The sequence below is a fragment of the Salibacterium halotolerans genome, from assembly GCF_900115625.1.
GTDB lineage: Bacteria > Bacillota > Bacilli > Bacillales > Marinococcaceae > Salibacterium > Salibacterium halotolerans.
Genome location: NZ_FOXD01000031.1, coordinates 18619 through 31427 on the forward strand (window position 1 = coordinate 18619; position 12809 = coordinate 31427).

The following is a 12809-nucleotide window of genomic DNA, read 5'->3' on the forward strand; positions in this document are numbered from 1 at the left end:
GGTGTACCTCCGTTTTTAGCTTTCGGATTGTTCAATATCGCGGCCGGTGAATGATAAGAAGACATCATTTAAAGTCGGCTTGCGAATGTTTAAATGGGTGATGGGGACGGACAATTCTTTCATTAAACCGGAAATAATGCTGTCACTGTCGGCGGTTTTGATTTTAATGGTTCCGTCCTGGCGGGTAATCTCGGCGTCTTCGATGTATTGCTCCAATTCCGCTGCAGCTTGATCATTATCTTTTGCCGACAGCTCAATGATGTCACCGCCCACCTGTTTTTTCAGCTGGGCCGGGCTGTCGATCGTACTGATTTTCCCGTGGTTCATGATTGCAATCCGGTCGCTGATTTCGGCTTCATCAAGATAATGCGTCGTCAAAAACATTGTAATGCCTTCTTTTCGTTTCAGCCGCAGAATGTATTCCCATATATGGGCCCGGGTCTGTGGATCGAGCCCGACGGTCGGTTCATCCAGAAAAAGAACCTTCGGATAATGAAGCAGTCCGCGTGCGATTTCAAGTCTGCGCTTCATCCCTCCCGAGAATGTTTCGACCTTCTTTTGACGGCTTTGTGTAAGGTCGACAATCTGCAGCACCTCCTGAATCCGCTCTTCTCTCCGTTTCTTTGGCACACGGTAAAAACGGCAGTGCAGCATCAGATTCTCCCCGGCGGTCAGCTTCTCGTCGAGCGTATTTTCCTGAAAGATAATGCCGATGCTTTCTCTCACTTTACTGCGCTCTACAGCGGCATTGAACCCGTTAATAGTAACCGTTCCGCTTGTTGGAGCAAGCATCGTGCAGATCATGTTGATGGTCGTGCTTTTTCCGGCTCCGTTCGGACCAAGGAAGCCGAAGATTTCCCCTTGTTCCACATCAAAAGAAACATTTTTTACAGCGTGGGTATCTTTGTATTTTTTGTTTAACTGCTGGACCTTGATGATAGGTTCCATGTGCTCCCCTGCCTTTTATCGGATTCCGAAATAAAACTAGTTATGTTATCATAACTTTATTATCAGCTTTAGGGATAAGCTTGTCAAATTATGAAATCAAAGAAGGGATTGTCATGAACAAGGAAGAAAAACAGGGCATAGCCAGAAATCTGCTCACCTTGTTTCCGATGATGAATAAAAAATTGTTCCCCCCTTCCAGGTCAAGACAGGACAATGATTTAAGCATCACTCTCTTTTTCATATTAAAAACACTGGAAGACTTCGGTGATTTAACTTCGACGGAAGTGGCGAAAAAATTAAGTATTCAAAAGTCCAACCTTACTCCGCTTGTGCAGAAACTGGAGGACTCACGTTTTGTTATCCGTTATTCTTCGGCGCAGGACCGCCGTGTGAAATATATGAGTCTGACGGAGGAGGGCTTTCGCTATCTGGAAAGGTCTTCGTTTCATCTTGAAGAAGAAGTCCAGAAGAAACTGGGAGACCTGCAGGATGAGGATCTGAAAAAACTGGATGATTCTGTTCTGCAGCTGCAGACGATACTGGCTAAATTGGAACAGAAGAGGTGAACGGCATGAAGGGACAAATTCACGGTGTACAGTTGGAATGCGTGCAGGGCGATATCGCGGCGCAGGAAGATGTGGAAGCGGTGGTGAATGCAGCCAATGCAGCGCTGCAGACCGGAGGCGGTGTGGCAGGCGCACTGCACCGGGCGGCAGGTTCAGAGCTTGCAGAAGCCGGTGCTGCCCTGGCCCCGATTGAGCCGGGGGAAGCGGTCACCACCGACGCTTTTCATCTTCCGAATAAATATGTCATTCATTGTCTCGGACCGGTTTACGGCAGAGACAAGCCGGAAGAAGAGCTCCTTCGCGCCTGTTACCGGAACGCGTTGAAGCAGGCGGAAGAAAAAAACATCCGCAGCATTGCGTTTCCATCCATTTCCACCGGAGCTTTCGGATATCCTGCGGGAGAAGCAGCAGCGGCCGCCATGGAAGAAGTGATCAGCCAGGCGCCTTATTTGAAATCTGTTCAAATGATCCGGTTTGTATTGTTCCGTTACGAAGATTGGAAAGCGTATGATACAGCTTGGAAGCAGGCGGATTAATGGTCCGCCGGGGAGGGAGGTTCATCAGATGCTGAAAAAAGAACTAAAAGAGCTGTCGGACCATTGTTATGAAGGCCGCGCGCTGCCTGTTTGGCATATGGAAGTGGAACCGGACAGTCTGAAGCATGTGTCCGGATTTCTATGTGACAAAGGATTCCACCGTGTCGTCATGATACACGACACCAATACAAAACAAGCGGCCGGAGATACACTGATGGAGCAGCTTCAAGGCGCTGGTCTTCACGTGCAGACTGTACGGGCACCTGAAAACGAACATGAACAGGTAACAGCGGATGAACGAACCATCATTCAGATGTTTGTTCAGACTCCTGAACAGACAGATTGCCTGCTCGCAGTCGGTGCCGGTACGATTCATGATATCACCAGGTTTGTAAGCGCTAAAATGAAAATTCCATTTGTTTCGATCCCCACCGCAGCTTCGGTTGATGGGTTCACGTCAAAAGGAGCACCTCTTATTCTGGACGGAGTGAAGCGGACCGTGCAGGCGGCCGCGCCCATAGCGGTGTATGCTGATTTGAATGTACTATGCAGCGCGCCGCAGGAGATGGCAGCGGCTGGATTTGGTGATATGGCGGCGAAAGCGACATCTGTGTTTGACTGGGAGATATCCCGTCTTATTGCCGAAGAACCGTACAACGAATGGGCGTCCCGCGCGATGCACAGTGCCTGGTCTACCTGCCGGAAAGAGACAAAAAGCATTGCACAGCGGGATGAAAAAGGGATACGGATATTAATGGAGAGTCTCCTTCTTTCCGGGCTCATCATGATGACACTGGACCATTCCCGCCCCGCGTCAGGTGCGGAGCACCATCTTTCCCATTACTGGGAGCTGATTTTTTTAAAAGAAGGAAGAAGGCAGAAGCTGCATGGTGCCAAAACCGGTGTCGCTGCCGGTGTTATTTCTGATCTGTACAAGAGATATTTGAATGATCCGGAAGATCTGCCGGTGGAGGATTGGGTGTATAAGCGAAGACTCGAAGAGCATTCGGAATCTATGAAACATTGGATTTCAGAGATGCCGTCTTCCAGAGAAATAGGAGAACTTCTTAGGAAAGTCGGAGGTCCGGCGCTGCCTGAAGAACTGGGGATTGGTAATGAACTGGTGCAGGAAAGTCTTCATCAGGCCCATCATCTGCGGGAGCACCGTCACACCGGACTGAAGCTTCTGCATCTCTCCGGGCGCGGAGTCCCACCGTACCCTTTCGCCCAGCCGTAAACATAAAAAAAGAGCTTGGGATTACCGCTCAAGCTCCTTTTTTATGGATTTATGTGGCAATGGATCCGGTTCCGGCGGACGGGGCGGACGTGGAGTTTCGAAGCACAAGTTCCGGTTCATACACCATCGATTCTGCTTTGTCGTCCGAGGCCCCCTCTATTCTGTCGACAATCAAAGCGGCAGCGTCTTCGCCCATCTTTGTTTTTGGATGCTTGATGGAAGCAAACTTGATTTCGGTTGTTTCCGTAAGAGAAGAATCATCAAAACCGATGATGGAAATGTCGTCGGGAACAGACAGCTTTTCCTCCCGGATGACATCGAGGATCTGAATGACAAGCTCGTCGTTGTAGCACACGATGGCGGTGGGCCGCTGCGACGGCTGCCTAAGCAGATTTTTAATCATTTCGACGGGCTTTGCGAACTTCTCCGCTGTGCAGTATGTGATGATCTGGTTTGGGTCAACCGGCGTCTGCATTTCCCGGTGCGCTTTGAGAAAACCTTTCATTCGGCGCGTCCCTTGGATATCGTCATTTTTGAAAATACCGGCAATCTTCTCGTGCCCGAGATCAAGCAGATGGCGTGTCTGTATATATCCGCCTTTTTCATCATTCATGACAAGATGATAGGGTTCGAGCTCCTCGTAAAAAGCGTTAATCATAACGAAAGGAATATGCTGGTTTTCAAGATTCAGGTAATAATTGATGTTCGGGTTAGTGAAGGCACTGCGGGTCGGTTCTACAATAATACCTTCGACGTGCTGGCTTAAAATATTCTCAAGCGCTGACTTTTCTTTTTCCAGGTCATTATTCGTATTGAATAAAATGACGTTATAGCCCGCCTCGCTTAAAAAGCTTTCCGCGCCGCGGATAATGTGCGGAAAAATGTAGTCAGACATGTAAGTTGTGATGATGGCGATGCTTTTTCTGGCCGGCTGCCGCAGAAAACGGGAGCGGTCGGCGCAGAATGTCCCGACGCCGTGTTCTCTGTACAACCAGCCTTCGCTCACGAGTTCGCCGATTGCCTGCCGGATGGTATGGCGGCTGACGTCAAAGTAGTTCACCAGCTCATACTCCGAATGGATCTTTTGGTGGGGCTGGTACGACCCGTCGAGCACCTTTGATTTAATAAACTGTTTTACATTTTTGTATTTGGGAGTCATAGTACACCTCACTGCAAGACTTCTTTCATTTTACTATACCATACTTGAACGTACAACTTTATCTCATCACAACATCATCTCCTGCTTTATTTTCAATTATTCCCATGAGACAATTTTTTTAAAATTTTAAAAGAAAGCGATTGCAAAAAATAATGATATGTGGTTCAATAGTAACTAGCTTATACGTACAAGTTGATGAAATTATTTTATTTTCTCATCGTTGTATGAACAGGAATAGCTGTTGTAATCAAAAAACAGGGAGGGGAATGTATTGAAAAAGTTATTAAGTTTGCTGTTGATTCCTGGTCTTATTCTTTCCGCCTGCGGGGGAGGCGGCGGCAGTGAAGGAGCCGGCGGAGCAGAATCAGAAGATACCTCCGTCATCGGCCCGGACAGTGAAGATGCAACGGAGCTGACGTTCTGGACATTCAATGAGCAGCATATCGGCGTCTACGAGCCGGCGGTGAAACGTTGGAATGAAAAAAATCCTGACCGGAAGATCCAGTTGACAGCCGAAGTGTTTCCAATTGAACAGATGAATAACAACCTGCGGCTTGCGCTGCAATCCGGAGAAGGGGCACCGGACATCGCAGACATTGAGGTTAGTCATTTTGGAAGCTTCCTAGAGGGAGAAGTTCAGTTCGAGCCTATGAATAAGCACGTGGAGCCTGTCCTGAGTGACATGGTAAAAGGAAGGTTCGACCTTTATTCCAAAGATGGGAATTACTACGGCATGCCGTATCACGTTGGAGCGACGGTCATGTACTACAACAAGGAAATTATGAAGAAAGCCGGAGTGGATATTGATTCCATCAAAACCTGGGATGATTATGTTGCAGCAGGTAAAAAAGTGACGAAAAATACGGATGCAATGATGACAACCATTGAAACGACGGACCAGTTCACGTTCTGGCCGCTTATCGCCCAGCAGGGATCAGACTATTTTAACGATAATGGAGAAGTGATCCTGGATAATCAGACGAATGTGCAGACTCTCCAGTTCATGAATGATTTGATTTATAAACACGAGATAGCCGAAATTGCTCCCGGAGGAGATCATCACGCCGAGCAGTATTACGGTTACATGAACGACGGAGGAGCAGCGTCGGTTATGATGCCGATGTGGTACATGGGACGTTTTATTGATTATATGAAAGATCTTGAAGGCAAAATACAGATCAAACCGCTGCCGCGCTGGGAAGAAGGCGGAAGCAGGACAGCCGGCATGGGGGGTACCGGTACGGTTGTAACGAACCAGACAGAAAATCCGGAGCTTGTCAAGGAATTTTTGGCTGAAGCGAAATTAACGAAAGAAGGAAACATTGATCTGTGGACGGAACTCGGTTTTGACCCACCGATGCACGCGGTCTGGGACGATCCGAAGATGAGAGAAAGCAACCAGTATTACGAATACTTCCATGACGGTATCTTTGATATGCTGCTTGAATTGAACGAAGAAGTAGGATCGCTGAATATCACACCTGAAACGTCGGATGTAACAAACGAGATCAACACGAATGTATTAAATAGTGCGATAAGGCAGCAGAGCAGTACGCCGAAGGAAGCGCTGGAACAGGCGGCAGAATCCGTGCGGAGCGGAATGAGCGAATAGCGGCCGTCTGAAAAGAAAAAGGGAGAAGGGGCTTCACGCCTCTTCTCATTATAAAACTACGGAAGGAGGATACGGACTTGGAGCCGTCAACTTCTACTCAAGTTAATAAAACAAAAACGACGCAGCAATCAAAACTGTCCAGGTTTCTTATGTCAAAGAAAGTCGCTCCCTACATTTTTGTCACTCCTTTTATCGTATCGTTTTTACTGTTGTTTTTGTATCCGATGATTCAGGCAATCATTATGAGCTTTCAACAGGTACTGCCGGGACAGGTCACGTTTATCGGTATGCAGAATTATGAACGGCTGCTGAATCCGGAATTTTACCGTGCGCTGCTTAATACAAGTATCTATGTTGTGTTCACCGTATTGATACTTGTAGCTTTTCCCGTTGTTTTAGCTGTATTTTTAAACAGTAAATTATTAAAATTCCGAAATTTATTCCGTGCTTCTCTTTTTGTACCTGCATTGACTTCGGTCATTGTGGCGGGGGTTATTTTCCGAATGATGTTTGGTGAATCGGAAACAGCCGTTATCAACGAAATGCTTGGATTTTTTGGGATATCACCGGTGGATTGGAGATATGGTTCTGTTTCCGGTATGTTTTTGATGGTCATGCTTGCCTCGTGGCGGTGGATCGGAGTCAATATTCTTTATTTTCTCGCCGGGCTGCAGAATGTGTCCGAAGAACTTTATGAAGCGGCGGATATTGACGGAGCCAATGCGTTTCAGAAATTTTTCTCCGTGACGCTGCCGTCCTTAAAACCGGTCATTATTTTTGTATCCACGATTACAATCATTAATGGTTTTCGAATGTTTGAAGAAAGCTTTGTCTTCTGGCAGAACAATTCTCCCGGTAATATTGGCTTGACCGTGGTCGGGTACATATATCAGGAAGGGATATCCCAGAATGATATGGGATTTGGTGCCGCGATCGGGGTGGTACTGATGATTATCATTTTTGTCGTCAGCATACTCCAGCTTAAATTTGTCGGAGCCTTTAAGGAGGATTGAAGCAGAAGATGACTACGAAAAAGAATAAATGGATATCTGTTGCTGTCACGATTGTATTTGCCGTCATTACATTAACCGCATTGTTTCCGATTATATCTCTGGTCATTGCATCACTGCGTCCGGCGTCCGGATTGATGAGGGAAGGGCTTTCGCTGTTGTTCGACCCCTCAACCCTGACCTTCAGCAACTACTTTTCCATCTTTTCAGAGAGCGGACAGCAGTACTGGCGCTGGTATCTTAATAGTCTGCTGATCAGCGGAATGCTGATTGTATTGTCTCTGTTCTTTTCGTCGATGGTCGGGTATGCGCTTGCGATGTATCAGTTTAAAGGGAGAAATATACTGTTTGTGCTTGTTCTTTTTATTCTGATGATCCCGTTTGAGATTTTGATGCTGCCATTATATCAGCTGATGATCACAATCAACCTTATTAACAGCTATTTTGCTGTTATGCTGCCATTGATTGTTGCTCCTATAGCTGTCTTCTTTTTCCGGCAGTACTGTCTGGGACTTCCGAAAGAATTGATGGAGTCAGCGAGAATTGATGGATGCACAGAATACGGCATTTTTTTTCGTATCATGGCGCCGCTGATGGGTCCTTCTTTTGCAGCCATGGCCATTCTGCAGGGGCTGACCAGCTGGAATAACTTTTTATGGCCGCTTCTCGTTCTTCGTTCAAGTGACATGTTTACGCTCCCGATTGGGCTGTCCACATTAATGACACCTTACGGAAATAACTATGAACTGCTGTTTTCGGGTTCGGTTTTGACGATTATTCCGATTATCATTTTGTTTTTGTTCTTCCAGAAGTTTTTCATATCCGGTCTTACCGTTGGCGGAGTGAAAGGATAATACGTCATGAAAGAGGGGAGAAATCATGCTTGAAAGAACAGTGACAGGAGTGGATGTCATTTTCCGGTGGGTATCACGGCTGGCTCTTTTGAATATGCTCTGGCTTCTCACCAGTCTTGGGGGACTGGTGGCTGCGGGTGTATTTCCGGCAGTATCCGCTATGCTTGCCGTGACTAGAAAATGGATGATGGAAGGAACAGAATTTCCTGTCGTCAAAACTTACTTCCGCCATGTGAAACAGGATTTCTGGAAAGCAAATCTCATAGGCTGGATTCTCACAGCCGCAGCAATCCTGCTTTATTTTAACTATGAAATTCTTCATCAATGGAACTCAGAGTTTTCCGTCATAGTGACTGCAGCGTTTTATTTTATTGTGTTTCTGTTTCTTCTCGTATGCGTGAATATCTTTCCATTGTTTGTGCATTACGAAGCCGGTGTCGGAGCCTTGTTCAAGAATGCTTTTATCATAGGCTTTGCACGTCTCCCGCTGACACTTCTGTTCCTGGTTCTTCTCGGCGGCATGGTATATTTCAGTGTTATCCTGCCCGCAGCTTTCCTGTTTTTTTCAGGAAGCCTTGTCAGCTGTACAGTAATGAAACTGATGTTGTGGTCCCTGCAGAAAGTAGATGCTGTCGCTACTGACACAGAACAGGTCGAATACTCAGGTTAAATCTGAAGAAAGAGGTGCTTTAATGAAAAACAAAAAGGTAAAAGGTACAGTTCTGGCTCTTGGCGCACTGATGACCGGATTGGCGGTGTCTCAGATGGATGCACAGGCGGCTCATTGGAACGTGGACGACGATACGATTGCACATGATCCGACATTGATCAGGGAGAATGGAACCTGGTACACCTTCTACACCGGTGAGGGGCTGCAGTTGACCGCCTCCGGAAACGGAATGGATTGGAACCTACAGGAGCCGGTTTTTGATGAACCGCTGGACTGGTGGGACAATTACGCGCCGGATCAAAGTTATAATGATGTTTGGGCGCCGGACATCAGCAGGTTTAATGGGAAATACTGGCTCTATTATTCTGTGTCGAGTTTCGGTCAGAATAATTCCGCTATTGGTCTCGTTTCCTCGGATTCCATTCAAAATGGGGACTGGACAGACGAAGGAGTGGTCGTTCATTCCTCGGAAGGTGATAACTTCAATGCGATTGATCCTAATATGACAGTAGACGAAAATGGAGACCCTTGGCTTGCATACGGTTCCTACTGGAGCGGTCTCAAGATCACACGGTTGAATGAAAACACGATGAAACCACAGGGGCAGGTGCATTCCATCGCCCAGCGCGAAGTAAATGACAGATCTATTGAAAATCCAATGATCACGTACAGGGACGGTTCCTATTACCTTTTTGCATCTATTGATTACTGCTGCCAGGGAGCAGACAGCACCTACAAGATTGTCGTTGGACGGTCGGATTCTATTACCGGACCCTATGTTGATAGAACCGGGATCCCTATGATGCAGGGAGGCGGAACGATCATCGACACCGGCAATGAAAGATGGGCTGGTCCCGGCGGGCAGTTTGTCTATCAAAACCGCATTTTAGCCCGGCACGCTTACGATACCGAAGACAACGGGGCTCCAAAACTTTTAATAAGCGACCTTCAGTGGGATAGCGAAGGCTGGCCTTATTACTAAAAGACGAAAGCTTGTACGTATAAGAAAAGTTGTATGGTATTCTCGGCAGTTCAATAAAAAATATTGGTAGAAAGAGGCGGTAACGTGGCACAGGAGCTGACCAATGCAAAGATGATTGTAGATAAAGATTTTAAAGTATCGGAAATTGATCCAAGGATTTATGGTTCTTTCATTGAACACTTAGGCCGCGCGGTATACGGAGGGATTTATGAACCGGGGCATCCAAAAGCTGATGAACAGGGGTTCCGCAGTGATGTGATGGACCTCGTGAAAGAGCTGCAGGTTCCCATCGTCCGCTATCCCGGCGGTAATATGGTGTCGGCTTATAACTGGGAAGACGGCGTAGGGCCGAAAGACGAACGTCCGAGCCGCCTCGAACTCGCCTGGCGATCGATTGAGAACAACCGGGTTGGTACCAATGAGTTTGTGGATTGGGCCAGGAAAGCGGGGACGGATGTGATGATGGCGGTGAATCTCGGAACGCGCGGGATTGATGCTGCAAGAAATCTTCTGGAGTACACCAACCACCCGGGAGGAACCTATTACAGTGATCTGCGCCGCAGCCACGGTTACGAGCAGCCCCACAATATTAAGACATGGTGCCTCGGCAATGAAATGGATGGTCCGTGGCAGCTCGGCGGTAAAACAGCGGGAGAATACGGCCGGCTTGCCTATGAAACAGCGAAAGCGATGAAACTTGTGGATCCGGATATTGAACTGGTCAGCTGCGGCAGCTCCAGTTCCAACATGCCGACGTTCCCGCAGTGGGAAGCAACCACACTCGAACATACCTATGAGTATGCAGATTATGTGTCCCTGCACCAATATTACACAAACTATGAAAACGACACGGCCAACTTTCTGGCAAAATCCATGGAGATGGATCATTTTATCGGAACGGTGGTTTCTACGTGCGACTATATCAAGGCGAAAAAGCGCAGCAATAAGATGATTAACCTCAGCTTTGATGAATGGAATGTCTGGTTTCACTCCACGGCAGAGGATCAAAAGGTGGAACCATGGCAGACGGCGCCGCCGCTGCTCGAAGATGTGTACACGTTTGAAGACGCAGTGCTTGTCGGAAGTCTTCTGCACACCCTGCTTAAACATTCCGACCGGGTGAAAATGGCCTGCATGGCGCAGCTGGTGAACGTTATTGCCCCTATCATGACGGATAATGGGGGTCAGGTATGGAAACAGACCATTTTTTATCCTTATTACTATACATCGGTCTACGGCCGCGGAACTGCTCTGAATCCGGTCGTGCATTCCCCGAAATACGACAGTAAGGATTTTACCGATGTGCCGTATCTCGATACGTCTGTTGTGTATAACGAAGAAAAAGAAGAGCTGGTTGTTTTTGCGACCAACCGGCATCTGGAAAACACATTAAAAGTGGACTGCGACATCCGTTCGTTTGAAGGATTTGGGGTGACCGAACATGTGGTGCTCGAACATGACGATCCCAAAGCTGTGAATATTGTCGGGCAGGAACAGGTGAAACCACATCATAACGGAAAGTCCCACATGGAAGACGGACATCTTCAGGCAATTCTGCCGAAAATGTCCTGGAATATGATACGGCTTCATAAACAGAAGTAATAAAACGGGAGGAGGCGTGAATCAATGATGAAATCTGAAACCTATGAGATATGGTTTATCACGGGAAGCCAGCATTTATACGGACCGGAAACACTCGATGCTGTAAAGGCCCATTCAAAAGATATGGTAGAGGGGCTGCAGGCCGGCGACGCCATCACGACGCCGATACGATTTAAACAGGTGGTCACGACGTCCGATGAAATTTTGACACTTATCCGCAAGGCAAACAGTGATGAGAGCTGCGCCGGAATCATCACATGGATGCACACGTTTTCGCCGGCAAAAATCTGGATTGCAGGATTAAAAGCTCTGCAGAAACCGCTGCTTCATCTGCATACCCAGTACAACGCGGAAATTCCGTGGAATGACATAGATATGGACTTTATGAATCTAAACCAGTCGGCGCATGGGGACCGGGAATTCGGCTTCATGACCGCCAGGCTCGACATCCCGCGGAAAGTCGTTGCCGGCCACTGGCAGCAGCCCCACGTACAAAAACGTATCGGACGCTGGGCCAAATCGGCGGTTAGTGCTTCGGAAGGACGGAAAATCAAGGTGGCTCGGTTTGGCGACAATATGCGTAATGTCGCTGTGACCGAAGGAGACAAAGTTGAGGCGGAGGCTGTATTCGGCTGGATTGTGCAAGCCCACGGCATCGGTGATCTTGTTGATTATGTGGACCGCGTAACAGAAGAACAGGTGGATGATGTCGTAAAGGAATACAGGGGAAGGTACCACATCCCCGAAGATATCCAAAATAATAAGGAGAAGTGGGATGCTGTGCGGGAACAGGCCCGCATTGAAGCCGGCATGGAAGCGTTTCTCGAGGAAGGGGGCTACACGGCATTCACGACGAACTTCGAAGACCTGCACGGGATGAAGCAGCTGCCCGGGCTTGCGGTGCAGCGGTTGATGGAAAAAGGATACGGGTTCGGCGGAGAAGGCGACTGGAAAACGGCAGCGCTTGTCCGTGCCATGAAAGTGATGGCTGAAGGCAGGGAGACCTCCTTTATGGAAGATTACACGTATCACCTGGAAGAAGGACGGGAGCGGATTTTAGGGTCCCACATGCTCGAAGTCTGCCCGACCATACACAAACCGGGTAGCAGACCGGAGATACAGGTTCATCCGCTGTCGATGGGGGACAGAGAAGATCCATCCCGCCTCGTCTTTGACAGTCAGGCCGGACGTGCGGTGAACGCCTGCATTATTGACCTTGGAGACCGATTCCGCCTCGTTCTCAATGAAGTGGAAGCAGAAGACATCAAGGAAGACATGCCGAATCTGCCGGTAGCCCGGGTGCTTTGGGATCCGAAACCGAACCTGCAGGATGCAGCAGAGTCCTGGATTCTGGCTGGAGGCGCCCACCACACCTGCCTGACCTATGCCCTCACAAGCGAGGATCTCCAGGACTGGGCCGAAATCAACGGCATCGAATGCATTGTGATTGATGAAACATCCAAACCAAGAGAGATCCAAAAAGAAATCCGGCAGAATGAATACTACTGGAGCAAAAGAAAATAAATAGATATAAAAGAGGGACTGTATCAAAAGCCCTTAACTAAAAAGCCATGGACGCCATCTTCAGATGGTGACCATGGTTTTTTACGTATTTTTAAAGCCAGCTTATACA

At 47.9% G+C, this 12809-nt stretch carries 12 protein-coding genes; 10 read left to right on the top strand and 2 right to left on the bottom strand.

Features of this window, described 5'->3' with window-relative positions; genetic code table 11:
* Positions 1-15: 15 nt before the first annotated feature.
* Positions 16-948, bottom strand: coding sequence for an ATP-binding cassette domain-containing protein (locus BM124_RS17120; RefSeq protein WP_093339361.1), 933 nt, complete (start codon positions 946-948; stop codon positions 16-18).
* Positions 949-1028: 80 nt separating this feature from the next.
* On the opposite strand from BM124_RS17120, the gene BM124_RS17125 reads away from it, so the two are divergent.
* From BM124_RS17125 to BM124_RS17135, 3 genes are read left to right on the top strand one after another with little or no spacing between them, the layout of a single operon-like run.
* Positions 1029-1514 carry a MarR family winged helix-turn-helix transcriptional regulator gene (locus BM124_RS17125; protein WP_170841205.1) on the top strand — a complete coding sequence of 162 codons (486 nt, stop codon included), beginning with the start codon at positions 1029-1031 and terminating at the stop codon, positions 1512-1514.
* A 5-nt stretch (positions 1515-1519) separates the two neighbouring features.
* Positions 1520-2050 carry a macro domain-containing protein gene (locus BM124_RS17130; protein ID WP_093339367.1) on the top strand — a complete coding sequence of 177 codons (531 nt, stop codon included), beginning with the start codon at positions 1520-1522 and terminating at the stop codon, positions 2048-2050.
* 28 nt (positions 2051-2078) lie between these two features.
* On the top strand, positions 2079-3287 hold the full coding sequence (locus BM124_RS17135; protein ID WP_170841206.1) for a sn-glycerol-1-phosphate dehydrogenase: 1209 nt from the start codon (positions 2079-2081) through the stop codon (positions 3285-3287).
* A 49-nt stretch (positions 3288-3336) separates the two neighbouring features.
* Here the strand turns inward: BM124_RS17135 and BM124_RS17140 are convergent, their stop codons facing one another.
* Complete coding sequence (locus tag BM124_RS17140; protein ID WP_093339372.1) at positions 3337-4446, bottom strand: GntR family transcriptional regulator; 1110 nt, start codon at positions 4444-4446, stop codon at positions 3337-3339.
* A 271-nt stretch (positions 4447-4717) separates the two neighbouring features.
* Here BM124_RS17140 and BM124_RS17145 point away from each other — a divergent pair, with 271 nt between their 5' ends.
* From BM124_RS17145 to araA, 7 genes are all read left to right on the top strand, one after another.
* Positions 4718-6058 (top strand): ABC transporter substrate-binding protein, encoded by a 1341-nt coding sequence (locus BM124_RS17145; RefSeq protein WP_093339375.1) that lies wholly within the window; start codon positions 4718-4720, stop codon positions 6056-6058.
* 77 nt (positions 6059-6135) lie between these two features.
* Positions 6136-7071, top strand: coding sequence for a carbohydrate ABC transporter permease (locus BM124_RS17150; RefSeq protein ID WP_425288599.1), 936 nt, complete (start codon positions 6136-6138; stop codon positions 7069-7071).
* An 8-nt stretch (positions 7072-7079) separates the two neighbouring features.
* Positions 7080-7922, top strand: coding sequence for a carbohydrate ABC transporter permease (locus BM124_RS17155; protein WP_093339377.1), 843 nt, complete (start codon positions 7080-7082; stop codon positions 7920-7922).
* A gap of 25 nt (positions 7923-7947) precedes the next feature.
* Positions 7948-8592 carry a YesL family protein gene (locus BM124_RS17160; protein ID WP_093339380.1) on the top strand — a complete coding sequence of 215 codons (645 nt, stop codon included), beginning with the start codon at positions 7948-7950 and terminating at the stop codon, positions 8590-8592.
* A 22-nt stretch (positions 8593-8614) separates the two neighbouring features.
* Positions 8615-9574 (top strand): arabinan endo-1,5-alpha-L-arabinosidase AbnA, encoded by a 960-nt coding sequence (abnA, locus tag BM124_RS17165; RefSeq protein WP_093339383.1) that lies wholly within the window; start codon positions 8615-8617, stop codon positions 9572-9574.
* A gap of 111 nt (positions 9575-9685) precedes the next feature.
* Entirely contained in the window at positions 9686-11176 is a 1491-nt protein-coding gene (arfA, locus tag BM124_RS17170; protein WP_093339395.1) for an arabinosylfuranosidase ArfA, read from the top strand.
* Positions 11177-11200: 24 nt separating this feature from the next.
* Positions 11201-12700 (top strand): L-arabinose isomerase, encoded by a 1500-nt coding sequence (araA, locus tag BM124_RS17175; protein WP_093339385.1) that lies wholly within the window; start codon positions 11201-11203, stop codon positions 12698-12700.
* Positions 12701-12809 lie beyond the last annotated feature (109 nt).

Coding starts and splice junctions, on each gene's coding strand:
- BM124_RS17120 (WP_093339361.1), bottom strand. CDS start 948: ATGGAACCTATCATCAAGGTCCAGCAGTTAAACAAAAAATACAAAGAT.
- BM124_RS17130 (WP_093339367.1), top strand. CDS start 1,520: ATGAAGGGACAAATTCACGGTGTACAGTTGGAATGCGTGCAGGGCGAT.
- BM124_RS17135 (WP_170841206.1), top strand. CDS start 2,079: ATGCTGAAAAAAGAACTAAAAGAGCTGTCGGACCATTGTTATGAAGGC.
- BM124_RS17140 (WP_093339372.1), bottom strand. CDS start 4,446: ATGACTCCCAAATACAAAAATGTAAAACAGTTTATTAAATCAAAGGTG.
- BM124_RS17155 (WP_093339377.1), top strand. CDS start 7,080: ATGACTACGAAAAAGAATAAATGGATATCTGTTGCTGTCACGATTGTA.
- BM124_RS17160 (WP_093339380.1), top strand. CDS start 7,948: ATGCTTGAAAGAACAGTGACAGGAGTGGATGTCATTTTCCGGTGGGTA.
- abnA (WP_093339383.1), top strand. CDS start 8,615: ATGAAAAACAAAAAGGTAAAAGGTACAGTTCTGGCTCTTGGCGCACTG.
- arfA (WP_093339395.1), top strand. CDS start 9,686: ATGATTGTAGATAAAGATTTTAAAGTATCGGAAATTGATCCAAGGATT.
- araA (WP_093339385.1), top strand. CDS start 11,201: ATGATGAAATCTGAAACCTATGAGATATGGTTTATCACGGGAAGCCAG.